The sequence below is a fragment of the Cryomorphaceae bacterium 1068 genome (assembly GCA_027214385.1).
Classification (GTDB): Bacteria; Bacteroidota; Bacteroidia; order Flavobacteriales_D; family Cryomorphaceae; genus JAKVAV01.
In genome coordinates this window covers 7,501-24,955 of record JAPVXR010000015.1, presented here as the reverse complement: position 1 = coordinate 24,955, position 17,455 = coordinate 7,501, and the positions used below count along the sequence as shown (strand labels likewise).

The window sequence follows — 17,455 nt, the reverse complement described above, 5'->3', positions numbered from 1 at the left end:
CTAAGGTAATAAAAAAAGGTATGCACGCATAACAAATTAATCAGTTTTGGTTGTGCTCTTCACTGAATTATCCTCCTAAATGTTCGGTTATTTCGAGCTTCTTCTAATTTTGAGCGCTTTAAGCATTTATAAATACACTTTCGCAATCTATTTAGTTGATGCAAGTTGAAAATGAGGAGTATGCAGTTGAGGGCGTAAGTTTACTTAGCCTTAGCGAAGAATTTGGAACACCGTTATACGTATACAGCGGAGCCAAAATAAGAGAGCAATACAAAAAGCTCGCAGGTGCATTTAAAGGAATAGACGTAAAGATCAAGTATGCCTGTAAAGCCAATTCGAATATTAATATTTTGAAACTGCTAAAGCAGGAGGGTAGTGGAATCGATGCGGTTTCAATGAATGAAGTTCGCCTGGGTTTAAAAGCAGGATTCGAGCCTGAGGAGATCCTCTATACACCCAATGGTGTATCTATGGAAGAAATGGAGGAGGCTGTTCAAATGGGCGTCAATATCAACATCGATAATATCTCCATTCTGGAGCAGTTTGGTCACAAATACCAAAGCTCAGTTCCCGTTTGTATTCGCATAAATCCACATGTGATGGCAGGGGGAAATGCGCATATCCAAACGGGACATATTGATTCGAAATTCGGAATATCGATACATCAAATCAGGCATGTAATCCGAGTGGTGAAAGCCAACAATATGGACATTGCCGGATTGCACATGCACACAGGATCCGATATTGTGGACGCCGAAGTGTTCACTCACGCAGCAGAACTGCTCTTTGAAGCCGCGATGAATTTCGAGAACCTCAGGTACGTTGATCTCGGCTCAGGTTTTAAGGTGGGATATCGCAAAGATGATGTGACCACTGATATCGATCGCTTGGGAAAAGTTCTCGGAAAGCGGTTCGAGGAATTCTGCAAAACCTATGGCAAGAAGCTCGAATTGTGGTTTGAGCCCGGAAAGTTCTTGGTGAGTGAAGCGGGTATTTTTTTAGTGAAGGTCAACGTGGTGAAGCAGACCGTTTCTACTGTTTTTGCGGGGGTGGACTCGGGTCAAAATCACCTCATTCGGCCGATGATGTACGAGGCCTATCATCATATCGTCAATATCAGTAATCGAGGTGAAACGCAGCGGGTCTACTCAGTAGTCGGATACATTTGCGAGACGGATACATTCGGCTACGACCGAAAGCTGACTGAAGTGAGAGCGGGAGATGTATTGGCCATTTACAATGCCGGAGCTTACGGATTTACGATGGCGTCGAATTACAATTCCCGTTTGCGGCCTGCGGAAGTTTTGATTCTTGATGGGAAAGCTCACCTGATTCGAAAAAGGGAAACCTTTGATGATTTGATGAAAAATCAGATTGAGGTTCTCTAGACCGTGAATCGATTTTGATCAGCTGGTTTCACTAATCGATAAGACTCATCATTTCATTCGGATAGTCGATAATGAATCTTTCGAGTTGGCTCAGTGCGTTTCCGCCAATGGCCCCAACTATTTCGGAATCCATAAACCGTTCAGACATGATCTCGAAGTTGAAGTCTTCCCTTTTTGTGAAAGCCACAGGACCGATAGATCGACTGCCAATCTGTACGTGAGGCGCTACGATTATATCCGCACTCTTTCCAAAGGATTGATCTCCGCCTTTTAGAATCATCCAATCGGGATGTGCAGCTTTCCATTTCTCAAAATAGGTAGCATTGATAAAGCTTGTAGCCACTTTTTCAGTGCATTGAAAATACGCTTGAGCTTCATCCGAAAGAAAGGCTTGTGCCCCGGTGTCAAAGAGAAAAGACAGTGTGTCATTATCAATGAAAACTTCTATTCGCGGCAAGTGGTCTGTATGGTTTCCGAGGCTATCCTTTTTGAAACCCAATGGAATTTTTTCTTCCGCTTCAGTCTCTTGTTGTGTAAAATTTGCAAGACTCAATGTTTCACTTTCGTAATCAAAGAGCCAAGCCCTTCGGGCAAACCATTCTCGCCCGAGCATTCCGTCTTCGGAGGCCTTTGGATCTTTTATGAAATTCAACTGCTTTTCAAAGGGAAGGGGAATGTTCGAAGAGCGGAAAATCTTAGCAATCTCAGGACTCCATAGATTAGACTTGCTCTTTTTCAGTCCGAGTTTTTTTAGTCCGCTTCTGTACAAGTAGTTTTTGCCTCCTGTGTCAGTGTATAGCAAGAGCGTATCCGTTTTTTGAACAGCAAGTATCACACTGATCAGGTTATTCTCGATGATGATCGGGACTTTGATGACTCTAGCCTCTTGAGCATGCGTCATACTTTCAACTATAAGAAACAGAAGAAACAGGAGTTTTTGAGTGTGTGTCATTCGCCGGCCTTTAAATATAACTAGAGTAATTGGTAGATCGATGCTAAAAGCTCTTTGCCAAATAATTATCTACATTTGGAAACTTACCAAACTATCGCTCTTAATGAAAAACCTATCTCTTCTTTTTACGTCGCTTTTTATTGCCTCGATTTCTTTTTCTCAGATTACCATCGAGGCCGAGGATTTAACTGCTGTTTTTTCTGATGGCAACACTACGAATGTATACTATGATTATGCAGAACAAACAGTTGATATTGGTGAGCCCGGAGGTGGAAATGTGTTTGATTTTTCAGGACTAACATTCGATGAAACCTTCGTTCAAACTGGCCTTTCTCCTGAGAATACTCTTTATGGGGTTGACTTCTCTGAGGCGAATATTTGTTTCAGAACTGTTTTTGAAACAACAGAATTTACCTTCACCAGTTTTCACTACTATGTAAACGATCAAGGATTTGATTTGAGTGGGATTGTAACTGAGATCTCGGGCTTTTCTGATGCGGAATTTGAGTATTACTCACCTGTTTTGAGGGATATTTCTTACCCATTAAATTTTGGAACAGAGTGGGAGTCGTCTTCTACTCGAACACCAATTCAAGGAGGCGATGTAGGGTCCATAGAGCAATTGGAAATAGCCTATTTTGTTGATGCTTTTGGAACTTTGATACTGCCTGACGGGACGAGTGAAGATGCTCTCAGAATTCGAATTAGCACTAACTCCAGTCAAGAGGGAAATTATGTGGATTATCAATATCTGACTCTAAGTGGTGCAAGCGTGCTTTTGGAGTGTGCGGATGAAAATCCAAGCAACTCCGGCGAGGTTGCAATAGTCAGCGCCGGATTCAACGGTCCGCTGATGACCTTGGGTACGACTAATCCTTTCCAGGAAGGTTACGGTCTTGAAGCCAACTATCCCAATCCCTTTTCGAACCAAACGAGGTTGAACTATCAACTACCGGATAAATCTGATGTAGAGATCATCATCTTCGACCTAACGGGCAAGCAGGTTGAGCATTTACGTTTAGGAAATCAGAATCCAGGCAGCCATAGTTTTTTGCTCGATGGAACAAATCTTTCATCAGGCCTTTACATTGCTACTCTGAAGACGGATACGTATAATGGCTCCATCAAACTGAGTAAAACTGCTGAATAGAACTTATCTTTTATTTGGTACTCGGTACGTTGCGACAATCGAGCTTAGATGAATAAATTTATTCCGCCCATTCCGCTAACTCCAACCAGCGATCATTCTGAGCATCACATTCTTTGACTACTGCTTCGAGCTCAGCTGAGATTTTCATTAACTCTTCGTTGTCGTTGGTTGATGAGAGAAGCTCTGCAAGCTTTGCTTTTTTCTCCTCCAATTTCTCAATGCTCTTTTCCAGCTTTTCAAATTCGAGGCGCTCACCGTAAGTGAGTTTGGTTTTCGCTTTTTTCTCGGGTTCTGAAGACTCGAATTGTTTTTTCTCGGCTGCTATTTCTTTTGTAGAGGTTTTGTCTTCTACTCTCTTCTTCTCTCGGTATTGGGTATAGTTCCCCGGGAAATCTCTGATTTCTCCCTGACCTTCAAAAACGAAAAGATGATCGACTACCTTGTCCATAAAGAATCGGTCGTGAGAAACCACAACCAGACAGCCGTCATAAGTCTGAAGGTAATCCTCCAAAACCTGAAGGGTGTCTATATCTAAGTCATTTGTAGGCTCATCGAGCACCAAAAAATTTGGGTTGGACATTAAGACTGTGAGTAAATAGAGCCTTCTTTTTTCTCCTCCGCTCAAGGTAGCAACGAGCTGCCAATGCTTGTCTCTTGCAAAGAGAAATCGCTCGAGCATTTGCGTGGCAGAAAGCTTTTGTCCTTTGTGCAATTCGATGATATCGGCAATGTCTGTTACTACTTCGATTACCCTTTTTTGATCGGCACCTGTCAGTCCGATTTGATCGTAATGACCAAACTTCACCGTTTCTCCCTGAACGATTTTTCCTTGATCGGGCTCTAGCTCACCCAAGAGCATTTTCACGAAAGTGGTTTTCCCCGTTCCGTTTTTTCCGACTACGCCCAGCTTTTCTTTTCGCTGGAAGTTGTAGTCAAGATGATCGGTAATCTTCAGGTCGCCGAAAGATTTAGAAACCTTGTGGAACTCGACGATCTTCGAGCCGAGCCGTTCGGTTTTTACGCCTAGTTCAACGCTACTCTTGTCGGTGCGGATCGTAGCCTGTGCTTTGATTCCTTCAAAAGCATCGACCCTTGATTTGGATTTCGTTCCACGCGCTTTGGGTTGACGTCTGATCCACTCCAATTCAGTGCGCATAAGGTTTTTGGCCTTTCCCACACTACTTGCAAGGCTTGCTTCACGCTCTGCTTTCTTTTCCAGGAAGTAGGTGTAGTTACCCGTGTATCTCACCAATTCGCCGCGATCGATTTCCAAAATGTCGGAACAAACGCGGTCCAAGAAATAACGGTCGTGCGTGACCATCAATAATGTGAAATTTCCCGATGCGAGCCATTTCTCCAGCCACTCAATGGTGTCAAGATCTAAGTGGTTAGTAGGCTCATCCATAATGATGAACTCGGGCTCTTCCAAGAGAACACGAGCCAAGGCAGCTCTTTTGCGCTGACCTCCAGATGCCGTGTCGATCCGCATGTCGGTATTCTCGATTCCCAATTGCCCTAGCACTTCCCGCACGCGTGCCTCGAAATCCCAGGCGTTGGTATGATCCATTTCCTCCATAGCCTGCTGTAAAGCATCTCCATCGTCGGGATTTTGGATGGCCTTCTCGTACTTTTTAATGGCGCCCGTCATCGGGTTGTCAGACACCATAATGGCATCTGTCAAACTAAGGCCTTCAGCAAATTCAGGCTCTTGTGGTAAATACCCCACTCGTATTCCACTTCTAAACGTAATCTCGCCTGAGTCGGCCGGTTCTACCCCTGCGATGGCTCTGAGTAGCGTCGTCTTTCCCGATCCATTCGGAGCTACGATGGCCACTTTCTCGCCTTTAGCCATGCCAAATGAGAAGTTCTCGAACAGTAGCTTAGGGCCATAGCGCTTGGAAAGGTTTTCGACGGAGAGGAGGTTCATGCAGAAGTATTAAGTACAAAGTATAAAGATGGTAAGGTATTCTTAATGGTTTTTCGAGCGCAAAGATGGCGACTTTCCAATGATCTGTTTACGTCATGTAATCTTTGTACATAATACTTTGTACTTCATACGACATTTATAATTTCCTACTCTTCAGAAAACTCTTCTTCCAACAAAATCTCAATCTCGTCTGCCAATCGAAGCATATCCGCTTCGCTGGTACCATCGTAAAATCCGCGCAATCTCCGATCGGTGTCTACTAGGATAAAATTTTCGGTGTGAATGAAGTCTTGTTTGCCTCCGTCGCCTTCGTCTAGCACGGCGAAATAGCTTTTTCGCGCAAGCTCGTAAATGTGCTTTTTGTCTCCTGTAGTTAACATCCATCTTTCAGGGTTAGTATCATAGAGTTCTCCATATTCGTACAGAGCTGCCACGCTATCTATATCCGGAGTGACCGAATGCGATAAGAACATAACTTCAGGACGATCGGCAAATTCTTCTTGAAGCACTGAAATATTTCGGCTCATAATCGGACAAATAGAAGGGCAAGTCGCAAAGAAGAAATCTGCTACATAGATCTTGTTTTCAAAATCAGCTTGAGTAATCGTATCGCCAAGTTGATTGACTAGCTTGAAGTCGGCCACCGCATGGTCTTTTTGTACCTTTTGTTTGGACTTATCTACCAATTTGGGATTGACATCCGCAGGTTGGTAAACCTTCAGTTTTTTCTCACTTTTGAGCAAGGGGTAGGCCAGTACCATGCCACCTATTAGAATGGCAACAAAAATAATGAGGGTAAGTACCCAACTTCTGGTTTTCATAGTTTGAACTTTTTCAATCTAAAAACAGCTCTAAGGCTTTAAATGTTGGGCAAAGGTCGTAAAGAAAAACCCCGAAATAGAGGGGTAGGTAAAGAAAATTTCAAGGCTGAATCTTAGCTATATATTTTCTCGATAAGAGATTCGTATTTGGCATGAATGATCTTGCGCTTGAGCTTTAGGGTAGGGGTCACCATGCTGTTCTCAACGGTGAATTCCTCGGGCAAGAGTTCAAATTTCTTGATCTGCTCCCATTTACCAAAAGGGGCATTGTAATGATCTATCTCTTCTTGAAAGCGATCAATAACTCGTTGATCGGAGAGCATTTTTTCTCGTGACGAGCAGTCTATGTTCTTTCGCTTGCACCATTCCTCAAGAAATTCAAAAGTAGGGACAACTAGGGCTGAAGGGTGCTTTTGGTATTCACCTATGACGATGATCTGCTCGATGAATCGGCTCTCCTTAAACTTGTTTTCCATCAACTGAGGAGCGATGTACTTTCCTCCCGAAGTCTTGAAAATCTCTTTCTTACGATCCGTAATTTTAAGGAATTCGCCATCTACTAACTCACCTATATCTCCTGTATGAAACCAACCATCCTTAATAACCTCGTCCGTTAAATCCTGTCGTTTGTAATAGCCCATCATCACGTTCGGGCCTTTGGCTAAAATTTCTCCATCCTCCGCTATTTTTACATGTACGTCATCAATCGGACGACCCGTAGTCCCGAATTTCAGTCCGTTATTGTCAAGTTCATTGACGCTGATCACAGGCGAAGTCTCAGTAAGACCATAACCTTCCAGCACGGGAATATTCGCTGCGTTAAAGATTCTTGCCAATTTAGGGTTCAAAGCAGCACTTCCGCTCGCTACGGCCCGCACATTTCCGCCGAGGGCTTCCTGCCATTTACTGAAAATCAGTTTTCGGGCTATTTTAAGTTTGATCTCATAGATCGGACCGTTTGCGCCGTAAGGTTCATACTGATCACCAACACTCACAGCCCAAAAGAATAAGGCTTTTTTGATCCCTGTCAGCGCAGCCCCTTTGTCAATGATCTTATCGTATACTTTTTCGAGTAGTCGAGGGACAGCGGTAAATACTTGTGGTTGAACATCGCGGATATCGTCCCCTATAGTTTCCATAGATTCGGCAAAATAGAGCGACACTCCTGTGTAAGCATAGAGGTAAATGATCATGCGCTCATAGATGTGGCAGAGCGGAAGAAAGCTGACACCATTGGCATCCGTATTTACGGGAAGCCTCTTCTTACTAGCTATGGCATTGCTCGCTACATTCTTATGTGAAAGCATCACACCTTTCGGTGTTCCTGTAGTACCTGAGGTGTAGATCAATGTTGCTAAGTCTTCGGCTTTGACCCCATCTCGAAGTGTCTTGATTTGGTCCAAATCAGCTTTCTGACTCTGAAGTTTCTTCCAATGTTTTGCTCCAGAAATAGTATCAAACGTGTAGATCTCCTCCACCGTAGGAGACTTTTCTTTTGCCAATTTGGCTTTTGCCAAGAGCTCGTCGTCTGAGACAAAAACAATCTTTACTTCCGAATCATTAAAAATGAAAGCATAGCCGTCATCGCCAATGGTGGGATAAACCGGGACATTGATAGCACCGATTTGGAGGATGGCTAAATCGGTGATCACCCACTCAGAGCGATTGTTGGAAATGATAGCAATTTTATCTCCCGGCTTAATACCTTTTTCTAACAGGCCCGTGCTTAAAGCATTTGCAGCGTCAATTACTCCTTGGGTAGAAAGTGTTACCCATTTTCCATTCACTTTATCAGCGATAGCAACTTCTTGAGGGAAGTGCTCTAGTTGAAAATCGTAGAAATCGAATAGCCTCGTTTTATCTGCTTTAAGCTCCATTTACATCAAAATTTAAGGCTCCAAAATAAGGATTATTTCAAATGGGTGTACGAATGACACGTTTCCGTTAATGGATCAGTCTAAGTGTCTGTCGGATGGATTAGTCTAATGCACCCGTTTTCCTGAAAGAAAGGTGGCAATTACCTTCGAGGTGAGAACACGTTCTTCCGATGAGCGAATGAGATCAGTGTCCATCACAACGAAATCTGCGATTTTGTTCGGTTCCAAACTCCCTTTTTCTTGTTCTTCGAAAGAGGCCAATGCAGGCCAGAAGGTTATTCCTCTCAGGGCGTCTTCGCGGGAGAGTGCCTCCTCGGGCTGAAAAGGAGCTTCGTCTGTTCCATCGGGGCTTTTTCGGAAAACAGCCGCATAGAAGGTAGAAATTGGCGACATCGGCTCAGCCGGGAAATCAGTGCCCAGAGGGATCCAACCCAACTGATTTTTCAATGTGTTGAACGCATACGCATGTGCAATCCTGTCAGGGCCCAATCTGTCTTCTGCCCAGCCCTTGTCGGATGAGGCATGAGTGGGTTGAACTGAAGCAATGATTCCAAAATCTTTGTAATAGTGTAAGTCTTCGGGTGAAACGACTTGAGCGTGCTCTATTCGCCATCGGAGGTCATTTATTCCCTCTAGGGTTTCAGCGTAAACTTCCAGAACAAATGCATTTGCCGAATCGCCGATACAGTGTGTACAAACCTGAAAGCCATTTTCTAAAGCTGCCGAAGCATACTTTTGTAGGGTAGAATCGGATACGAGCCTGAGACCGATATTTTCAGAATCGTCGGAATAGGGTTGTTTTAACAAAGCTCCTCTCGAACCCAGCGCTCCGTCCGCGTATATTTTCACTGAACTCACATGAAGATTTTCCGTTTTGAGTGGGCCATTACGCATGAATTCAAATGCTTCTTCGTTTTGCCTTAACATGGCGTAAACCCGAATACTCACATCACCTGTTTTTTGCAAACTGTCCAAGAAATTGATGTCACTCACAGACAGCCCTGCATCTGTTACTGAAGTCAAGCCCTCAGCGAAACATTCTTTTTCAGTTTCTGCGATCAGTTTGGCTTGAAGGTCAACACTCATTGGAGTAATGGCTTCGCCTGCGTATTCTTCAGCCCGGTCGAGAAGAATACCCGTCAATTCGCCATTTTCATCCTTTTCGATTAATCCACCTTCTATTTGTGTGGTGTTGTCTATTTGTGAACGTCTTAAAGCCTCAGAGTTTACCAACACGGCGTGTCCATCTACTCGTGTCAAATGGACGGGCCGATTTGGAAACAGGCTATCGAGCAATGCCTTGTTTGGAAATTCTTTCACTTCCCACTTGTTGTGGTCCCAACCTCGACCTACGATCCATTCGCGATCAGATTTGGCAACGAATTTTTGAATTCGCTCCACTACTTCGTCAAAAGATTTTGCTCCGAATAGGTTGATTTCTCCCTGATTTCTAGAGTAACCCAAGAAATGTGAATGAGCATCGTAGAACCCAGGATAGACAAATCTCGTTTGGGCATCATACGTTTCCTTTGCGCGATAGCGGTTTAATATTTCTCTTTCGGGACCAAGTTCGATGATCTTGCCATCTTTAATAGCCATGGCTTGATAGGTGGAAAATTGTTCGTCCACACTATAAATTAACGCATTGTGAACCACTAAGTCTGCTTCTTCCGATTTGAAGCAACCGGAGAGCAAAATGACAAGGAGGCTGAGGTTAACGATTCTTTTCAAGGAGATAGGCATTGGCTTGCGCAGTTGGTGTTATTTCTAAATCGTTGATGCAGACATGGCGAGGGGACTCAAGAATAAAAAGCGCAGCTCGGGCGATGTCTTCTGCCTTCAAAGCGTCAAACCCCTTGTAAACTTCGTCGGCCTTTTCTTTGTCACCTTTGTAGCGCACTACGGAGAATTCGGTGTCAGCTAAACCCGGCCTTATCTGACTTACTCTGATTGCGAGAGGCAACAATTCGATTCTCATCGCCTTTGACAATGCGTTCACAGCATGCTTAGAAGCACAATAAGCATTTCCGCCGGGGTAAACTTCTGTTCCCGCGATCGATCCGATGTTTAGTATGTGCCCGTTCTTGGAATTCTTCAGTAATGGCATCGCCGCTTTGGTAACATAAAGTAGGCCTTTCACATTGGTGTCCATCATTTGATCCCAGTCTGCAGTGAGGCCACCTTCTAAGTGAGCTTTTCCCAGCGCCAATCCTGCATTGTTTATTAAAACGTCAATGTTTTTCCAACCATCGGGAAGCTTTTCAAATGCGGCATTCACTTCGGTTTCGTTCCTTACATCAAAAGGCATGGTCAGGACTTTTGTCAAAGGACTTAATTCTTCGCAGAGTTGATCAAGTCTCTCAGCGCGGCGACCCGTAATGATTAGTCGGTATCCGGCTTTTGCCAAAGATTCTGCGATTGCTTTTCCAAAGCCGGCAGTGGCTCCTGTTACGAGTGCTGTTCTCATAATTTTTTCAATTTTTTTCTAAGAATAGGAAATCGGCGCTGGAGCATGACATGATCTGTGAGCGCAAAAATGATTACAAAAAGGAAAATTAGCACGGGCATCTTATAGCGTACCACTGCTCCCAGAACGGGTACGACTTCTCCAATAAGGACACCCAAAACCAAGACTGCACTTAACCCGAAGGCGAAAATGGGCACAGCCAATCCGTATGGTCTTCTGAAATTCCAGAGCATCAATCCGAGAGCAATGAAAAGGAAGAGATTTTCCAGAGCTGCAGGAATGTAAAGAAAGTTGGTCCATTCCCATGGCCAAGGCCTGAGATAAGTTACGTGCAAAGCATTTGGCGCATTCAAGAGTAGATCAGACGAATGATCAATAGATGGCAACTCCAACAATGAACCCGAGTCTGATTCTGCTGCTACATTAAAGAATGCCGCTTGCTTTAAATTCATCTGTTGCGCAAAGTCCAAAGTCGGGTTGATCAAGGGACCCAAAAAAACCAGAAGTAGCAGCACGAGATGTGGAATCCCAAACATGAGCCAGAAGTTGCGATTGGGAAATGCTCGAGCCAAAAGCAATCCGGCAGATGCAGGAATCAAGGCAAACAATACGTAGCCTTTGGTGATAACCAGAAAAACAATTCCCAATAGAAAACCCAGAGCATTTTGGGGTTTGAATTCGCCATAGGCAAAGCGCATAATCCCTCTGAAGAATAGTCCTAATCCAAGAAGTAGAATGGGTTCTTTAAGAACTCCTGATCCCCAGAAGAGAACAGTAGGCAGTAAGAAAACTGCTGTGAACATAGCAATTCTCTTTCTTGGGAAATAGCGTGTCAACACTTTGAGTATTGCCGTAAGGCCAATCATAGAAACAAAACACCAAAATGCAATATGGACATGGTAATTTCCCCTCGAAAAGGGCATGATCAGCGCGTTGGCTCGAATGATGGTTTGATTGTCGTTGAAGAAAGCCTCAGAATAGGACCGTTCCATATGAGTCATCCTATGGTAGTATTTCATGGCCACTTCGTCTTCTTCCATCCCAATTCCGGTTAGTAGTTTGAGGTAAACATCCAAGCCATCATCAACTGATTCATAAATGATTTGAGCATCATCAAAAAATCGGTAGGTGTCTCCCGTCTTGCGATCGGTATAATGATCTGTGTATATCCAGCCCAACAGGAACCCAAAACAAAGCTTTAGGGCAAAAGCCAGCAAGAGGTATCTCCTGGAAATTCCATGTACATTGAAGAATTTCCATTTCAGGATAAGAAAGGAGAAAATAGCTGCGTAGATGATAAAGAGGAGACCTGCCAATTTCTTTTTAGTCCAAAAATAATGGGTTTAATTTAAGTGGGAGTTTATTCTCTAATTGATACTCGAGTCAAGTCAGCTTGCTGAATGATTTATTTATCAAAAGCCTTGCATTACGTCGGTTTCTTTCCTTTCAAATTCACTACTTTTGACTCTTCATTTTCACTGAAATCACACCTATGGAAACCGCCCTTCACGATGAAGTAACCTTAGAGCAAGCCAAGAGTTTGGGATTGCTCGAGTCGGAGTTTGATAAGATCAAAGAAGTTTTGGGTCGCACGCCCAATTTTACTGAGCTGAGCATATTCGGCATCATGTGGTCAGAGCACTGTTCATACAAGAACAGTATTAAATGGCTGAAAACGCTACCCAAGAAGGGAGATCACTTGCTTGTAGAAGCAGGAGAGGAGAACGCCGGTTTGGTAGATATAGGCGGCGGGTTGGCTTGTGCTTTCAAAATAGAATCGCACAATCACCCTTCGGCCATCGAGCCTTATCAAGGTGCAGCAACAGGGGTAGGAGGGATCAATCGCGATATTTTCACTATGGGAGCCCGCCCGATAGCCCAGTTGAATAGCCTTCGTTTTGGCCCGATTGAAAATGAACACACCAAGTGGTTGCTGCGTGGAGTTGTAAAAGGAATAGGCGATTACGGAAATGCTTTCGGGATACCCGTACTTGGCGGTGAGGTTTTCTTTGATGAAAGCTACAATACGAATCCATTGGTGAATGCGATGAGTGTTGGTATTGTTGATGTTGACAAGACAATTAGCGCAACTTCTTCAGGAGTTGGAAACCCTGTTTACATCGTGGGTTCCGCTACTGGAAAAGACGGAATTAATGGAGCTTCTTTTGCTTCAAAAGATATAAGCGACGATTCGGCAGATGACTTGCCATCCGTTCAAGTGGGTGACCCTTTTCAGGAAAAATTGCTTCTCGAAGCGACTCTTGAATTGGCTGAAACTGATGCCGTAGTGGGAATGCAAGACATGGGTGCTGCAGGGATTACTTGCTCCACTAGCGAGATGAGCGCCGATGGCGGTTTTGGAATGAAAATCGATTTGGACAAAGTACCAACTCGTCAAGAGGGTATGTTGCCATTTGAAATATTGCTATCAGAATCACAAGAGCGAATGCTCGTGGTGGTTCACAAAGGCAAAGAAAAAATCGTTGAAGACATTTTCGAAAAGTGGGACCTGAATGCGGTAGAGATTGGTGAAGTAACCGAAGGAGGTCAGCTTGAATACTACATGCACGGAGAAATGGTTGCAACTGTTCCTGCGCACGATTTGGTTCTTGGTGGCGGAGCGCCTGTTTATGATCGAGAGTACAAAGAGCCGGCCTACTTTGCCGAAAATCAGAAGTTTGACATTGACAAAATTTCAGAGCCGGATAACTACCCTGAAGTAGCTATGAAGCTGATCTCATTGCCGAATATAGCATCTAAGAGATGGGTTTACGAGCAATACGATACGATGGTCGGAACACGAAATATGACTACCAATGGACCGTCTGATGCAGGTGTTGCCAATATAAAAGGAACGGGTAAGGGAATTGCCATGACGGTAGATTGCAATGCTCGTTACGTTCACAATGATCCCAAAACGGGAACATCGATTGCTGTGGCTGAAGCTGCTCGAAACATTGTTTGTTCGGGAGGAAAGCCTTCGGCAATTACAAACTGTCTCAACTTTGGGAACCCGTACAATCCTGAAGCCTACTGGCAATTTGTAATGGCTATAAAAGGAATGAGTGCAGCTTGTGAGAGCTTTAATACGCCCGTAACGGGAGGAAATGTGAGTTTCTACAACCAGACGGTAAGCGAAAGTGCGGAAGCTGTTCCTGTTTTCCCAACGCCTACCATAGGTATGATCGGCTTGATAGATAACGTGAATAGAGTCATGACCCTTGATTTTAAAGAAAAGGGTGATTTGATTTTCTTAATTGGCGAAAGCCAAAACGACCTGGCAGCAAGTGAGTACTTACACACCTTGAGAGGCGTGAAGAGATCACCGGCTCCTCATTTCGATATGGAGCGGGAGCTCGAGGTACAAGCTGCCACACTTAGTCTTATCGATGATGCTTTGATCAATGCGGCGCATGACGTTTCCGATGGAGGCTTATTTACGACTCTTGTGGAAATGGGTATACACCGAGGTTTTGGCTTTGATGTCACTGCAGATGCCGATGTTCGTTTGGACGCTTTCCTTTTCGGGGAGGCTCAAGGCAGAATCATTGTGACCTTGGATCCTGATTTTGAAGATGACTTCATCGAGGCCATGAGAAAGACCAAGGTTCCATTTACGCTGTTGGGTCATGTGACCCGAGGAAAAATGGTGATTGACGATTCTCATTTCGGATTTATTGATGATGCCTCTGATGTTTATTTGAATAGCCTCGAACGAAAGCTCAATTCAAGTGTTACTTCTTAAACAAGAAAAAATTTTAATCCATGAACCAGACAAAATTTAAAGGAAATCCAGTGCATTTACTGGGAGATGTTCCTGAAGCCGGACATACAGCTCCGAACTTTACCTACGTGAAAGAAGATTTATCAGAAGAATCGCTATACGACCACGGAGACAAAATCAAAGTGATTGTGGCAGTGCCTAGTCTCGATACAGGAATCTGTCAGCTTGAAGCGAAGCGTTTTAATAAAGAACTGAGCGGCCATGCAGATGTAACGGGCTTGATTGTGTCAAAGGATTTGCCATTTGCCATGAAAAGATTTTGCGCAGCAGAAGGAATTGAAAACGTGAAAATTGCCTCAGATTTCAGAGGAAACTTCACAGATGAGTATAAAACCCTTATGACTGACGGACCTCTCAAAGGGTTGAGCTCAAGGGTAGTCTTTGTAGTAGATAAAGACAACAAAATCACTTATACTCAGATTACTGATGATATTACTGTCGAGCCTAATTATGAGGAGGCGCTCAAAGCAGTGGAGAAACTAAAGAACTAGAACTTCTTATTCATAAAAATAGGCGCATCCATTTGGGTGCGCCTATTTTTTTGTCTCAGTATTTTCGTTAGCGAACGATGAACTTTTCCGCTTTCGTATAGGATACTCCGCTTCTTAAATAGATGTGATACATCCCCGAAGCGAACTCACTACTATTTACTCGGTTGCTACCATTTAAATTGCCTGATTTGACCATTCTACCGGTAATATCGACGATGAAGTAATTCCAGTTGCCATCTACTGAAGGAGCATTGATAATCAAATCATTTCCTCTTTCGATAGGGTTGGGGTACAATTTAAAGCTGAGCGCTTTGTCTTCATGAGTACCCAAAAAGTTACAGTCGTAAAAACACTCTTCCCAGCAAAATTCTATGACTTGACTTTCACTGCCAACGCTTAATGCCCTTTTACCACTTGAGGCACAATCGCCGACCACGTATTCACCATCAAAAAGGCTCGACCCGTTAAAAAAGTTGAATTCATATTCTCCTGAACCTACCTCAATGGTAATTTCCCAGATGTTCGGTTCAACCTCAGTCATTGGGTTCTCAGAAGGAGTCCAGCCTTGGAAGTTTCCGCCAACGTGCATTCCGTCAAGATCAACGTCAATATTGCTCGCATCAACGCGGAATGTGGTTTCAATGGGTGGGCATGGAATCGGCGCCGTACCTAGATTTCCTGTTTGGCCTGTGCAGCCCGTGGCTTCGAATTCATAACTCAAATCGATTGCGTTTGCATCTGCAGGAAGCCCAATAATTTCAAGCACGTAGGAGGTTATACCTTCATCCAGATCGAAGTCATTGCCCGCAATAGTTAGTACTCCTCCCGGACTTATGTCTATATTCAGCGCAATTTCCATGTCAAATAAGTCAAGGCCTGTTTCGCATATTCCTAATTGAATGGTGCTGAATTGAGGATTGATGGCCACTTCGTCGCAAATACCAAAGTTGCATACTCCAACGGAACATGGTTCGGAAGCCACACACCCTGAGTTGTCCAGGCATTCAGGAAAGAAGAGTACGGGGGTGCCCGTTGGATTGCGGCTATCGCCTGAAGAGAAATCATAGATTTTCTCAAATCCGTTGCTCTCTGAATACTTGAAGGCAGTACCGCCGTTTAGGCCGCCACCTTGGGTGCAAAACCCGTAAACGGTTCCTACTTCATCTTCAGCCAAAGCTCCTTCAGGCATAAAGCCGTCAGCAGTAGGGTTGAAAGAGTGAAGTACTTCAAACCCTGTATCTAAGTTGTAGCGGAAAAGTGTTCCTTCCTCCGGTCCGTTTTCAGTGGTAGTTCCATAGAAGCTGCCATCTGAGTGAAGTAAAAGGTTGCCGATCGGCGCATTTCCGTGCAGGGAAGTATTGAATTGGTGGACTACACCAAAGGATAAGCTCTCAGGATTGAATTGAAAGAGTGTACCTCCGTTGAAGTTTCCGCCCTCTGTAGTCAGACCATATAGAAGTCCATCGGCACCTTCAACCAATCCTGCCTCAGGGCTTCCGCCGTCAAAGAATCCGAATAGGTCATATAGCTTCTCAAAAGTACCCTCAGATGTAATACGATAGATAACCCCATCGCCATTACTTCCTCCGTTTATGGTAGTTCCATAGAAGTTTCCGTCAGTGTGGGCTACTAATCCTGAGTAGGGAAATTGGCCGCCATTGTTGCCATCAAAAGCATGAATCAGTTCAAACTCGCCGTTTTCAGTCAGGCTGTAAACGGTTCCTGCAGAATTAGGACCTCCAAACCTCAAGGTGCCATAAAAAACCCCGCTTTCAACTTCAATGATCTCGCCATTTGGATCTTGGCCATCCAGAGGTCCATTAAAGTCGTAGATTTTAGTTCTTTCCCCGTTCAGTCCGTTAGTGTAGAATACACCTGTATTGAAAAGACCACCAGATGAGGTAACACCATAGAAGTCAGTACCGGAAATAATTGACCCATTTGGACCTGAGCCTCCCAGAGGTAAGCTGAAATCATGGATTTTTTCTAGTCCTGATTCATTGTAGCTAAATACAGTTCCAAAGTTGTTCGCTCCGCCTGAAGTAGTTGTCCCCACAAGATCTCCACTTTCAAGAAGTGTCAGACCACCAACGGGATTGCTTCCATCCTCGGTGTATTGCATATCTCTGAGTTTGGCGAAACTTCCTGTTTCCTCAATTCTATATAATGATCCAAATCCATTGGCTGCGCCGAATTCTGTTACACCATAATAAAATCCATCCTCACCATCGGTGAGACCCGTTTTGGGAAATCCTCCGTTTGATGAAGCAGAAAGGCTATGAAGCCTGGTAAATACTCCCGCAGTTGAGCAAGAGAATATTGTTCCGGTTCCTGAAGTTCCTCCTTCCGAACATGTCCCTAGAAGCAAACCCGAGTCGGTTTGAATCAAACGACCAACCGGATAGCGTCCGTCTGATGATGTGTTGTTCAACTCATAAACAACATTAAAAACATTTCCGATAGGGTTAATGCTAAAAATAGTTCCTTGGCTCAAGCTTCCACCAAATTGGGCAGTACCATATAACAAGTCATCATCGGCGAGTAATAGTCCTCCTTTTGGAGAAGAACCACCAACTGCACCAGTGAAATGATAAATTA

General features: G+C 44.1%; 12 protein-coding genes (1 of these 12 cut by a window edge). 4 read left to right on the top strand and 8 right to left on the bottom strand.

Going from position 1 to position 17,455, the window contains the following annotated elements:
* Positions 1-158: 158 nt before the first annotated feature.
* Entirely contained in the window at positions 159-1,388 is a 1,230-nt protein-coding gene (gene lysA / locus O3Q51_15475; GenBank protein ID MCZ4410216.1) for a diaminopimelate decarboxylase, read from the top strand.
* Between the two features lie 31 nt (positions 1,389-1,419).
* Here lysA and O3Q51_15470 read toward each other — a convergent pair whose 3' ends face one another.
* Positions 1,420-2,340, bottom strand: a complete 921-nt coding sequence (locus O3Q51_15470) for a hypothetical protein (protein MCZ4410215.1) — start codon at positions 2,338-2,340, stop codon at positions 1,420-1,422.
* Positions 2,341-2,443: 103 nt separating this feature from the next.
* On the opposite strand from O3Q51_15470, the gene O3Q51_15465 reads away from it, so the two are divergent.
* Positions 2,444-3,490 carry a T9SS type A sorting domain-containing protein gene (locus O3Q51_15465; protein ID MCZ4410214.1) on the top strand — a complete coding sequence of 349 codons (1,047 nt, stop codon included), beginning with the start codon at positions 2,444-2,446 and terminating at the stop codon, positions 3,488-3,490.
* A 58-nt stretch (positions 3,491-3,548) separates the two neighbouring features.
* Here the strand turns inward: O3Q51_15465 and O3Q51_15460 are convergent, their stop codons facing one another.
* The 6 genes from O3Q51_15460 to O3Q51_15435 form a co-directional block, all read right to left on the bottom strand.
* Positions 3,549-5,417 (bottom strand): ABC-F family ATP-binding cassette domain-containing protein, encoded by a 1,869-nt coding sequence (locus O3Q51_15460; protein MCZ4410213.1) that lies wholly within the window; start codon positions 5,415-5,417, stop codon positions 3,549-3,551.
* 146 nt (positions 5,418-5,563) lie between these two features.
* Positions 5,564-6,238 (bottom strand): SCO family protein, encoded by a 675-nt coding sequence (locus O3Q51_15455; protein ID MCZ4410212.1) that lies wholly within the window; start codon positions 6,236-6,238, stop codon positions 5,564-5,566.
* Positions 6,239-6,351: 113 nt separating this feature from the next.
* Entirely contained in the window at positions 6,352-8,115 is a 1,764-nt protein-coding gene (locus O3Q51_15450; protein ID MCZ4410211.1) for an AMP-dependent synthetase/ligase, read from the bottom strand.
* 105 nt (positions 8,116-8,220) lie between these two features.
* On the bottom strand, positions 8,221-9,846 hold the full coding sequence (locus O3Q51_15445) for an amidohydrolase (GenBank protein ID MCZ4410210.1): 1,626 nt from the start codon (positions 9,844-9,846) through the stop codon (positions 8,221-8,223).
* Positions 9,830-10,582, bottom strand: coding sequence for an SDR family NAD(P)-dependent oxidoreductase (locus tag O3Q51_15440; GenBank protein ID MCZ4410209.1), 753 nt, complete (start codon positions 10,580-10,582; stop codon positions 9,830-9,832). Before O3Q51_15440 ends, O3Q51_15445 begins: the two co-directional genes overlap by 17 nt.
* Entirely contained in the window at positions 10,579-11,898 is a 1,320-nt protein-coding gene (locus O3Q51_15435) for a hypothetical protein (GenBank protein ID MCZ4410208.1), read from the bottom strand. The genes O3Q51_15440 and O3Q51_15435 overlap by 4 nt, the downstream gene beginning before the upstream one ends.
* A 176-nt stretch (positions 11,899-12,074) precedes the next feature.
* On the opposite strand from O3Q51_15435, the gene purL reads away from it, so the two are divergent.
* Entirely contained in the window at positions 12,075-14,327 is a 2,253-nt protein-coding gene (purL, locus tag O3Q51_15430; protein MCZ4410207.1) for a phosphoribosylformylglycinamidine synthase subunit PurL, read from the top strand.
* A 20-nt stretch (positions 14,328-14,347) separates the two neighbouring features.
* Positions 14,348-14,857: a thiol peroxidase gene (gene tpx, locus O3Q51_15425; GenBank protein ID MCZ4410206.1), complete on the top strand. Its 510-nt coding sequence runs from the start codon at positions 14,348-14,350 to the stop codon at positions 14,855-14,857.
* 67 nt (positions 14,858-14,924) lie between these two features.
* Here the strand turns inward: tpx and O3Q51_15420 are convergent, their stop codons facing one another.
* A protein-coding gene (locus O3Q51_15420; protein ID MCZ4410205.1) for a T9SS type A sorting domain-containing protein crosses the window boundary here: on the bottom strand, positions 14,925-17,455 show its 3' portion. It continues 637 nt past the right edge of the window; the window shows 2,531 of its 3,168 coding nt (coding positions 638-3,168); its start codon lies beyond the right edge, outside the window — the gene reads right to left on this strand; it ends in the stop codon at positions 14,925-14,927.

Coding starts and splice junctions, on each gene's coding strand:
- O3Q51_15450 (MCZ4410211.1), bottom strand. CDS start 8,115: ATGGAGCTTAAAGCAGATAAAACGAGGCTATTCGATTTCTACGATTTT.
- O3Q51_15455 (MCZ4410212.1), bottom strand. CDS start 6,238: ATGAAAACCAGAAGTTGGGTACTTACCCTCATTATTTTTGTTGCCATT.
- O3Q51_15460 (MCZ4410213.1), bottom strand. CDS start 5,417: ATGAACCTCCTCTCCGTCGAAAACCTTTCCAAGCGCTATGGCCCTAAG.
- purL (MCZ4410207.1), top strand. CDS start 12,075: ATGGAAACCGCCCTTCACGATGAAGTAACCTTAGAGCAAGCCAAGAGT.
- lysA (MCZ4410216.1), top strand. CDS start 159: ATGCAAGTTGAAAATGAGGAGTATGCAGTTGAGGGCGTAAGTTTACTT.
- O3Q51_15440 (MCZ4410209.1), bottom strand. CDS start 10,582: ATGAGAACAGCACTCGTAACAGGAGCCACTGCCGGCTTTGGAAAAGCA.
- tpx (MCZ4410206.1), top strand. CDS start 14,348: ATGAACCAGACAAAATTTAAAGGAAATCCAGTGCATTTACTGGGAGAT.
- O3Q51_15470 (MCZ4410215.1), bottom strand. CDS start 2,340: ATGACACACACTCAAAAACTCCTGTTTCTTCTGTTTCTTATAGTTGAA.
- O3Q51_15465 (MCZ4410214.1), top strand. CDS start 2,444: ATGAAAAACCTATCTCTTCTTTTTACGTCGCTTTTTATTGCCTCGATT.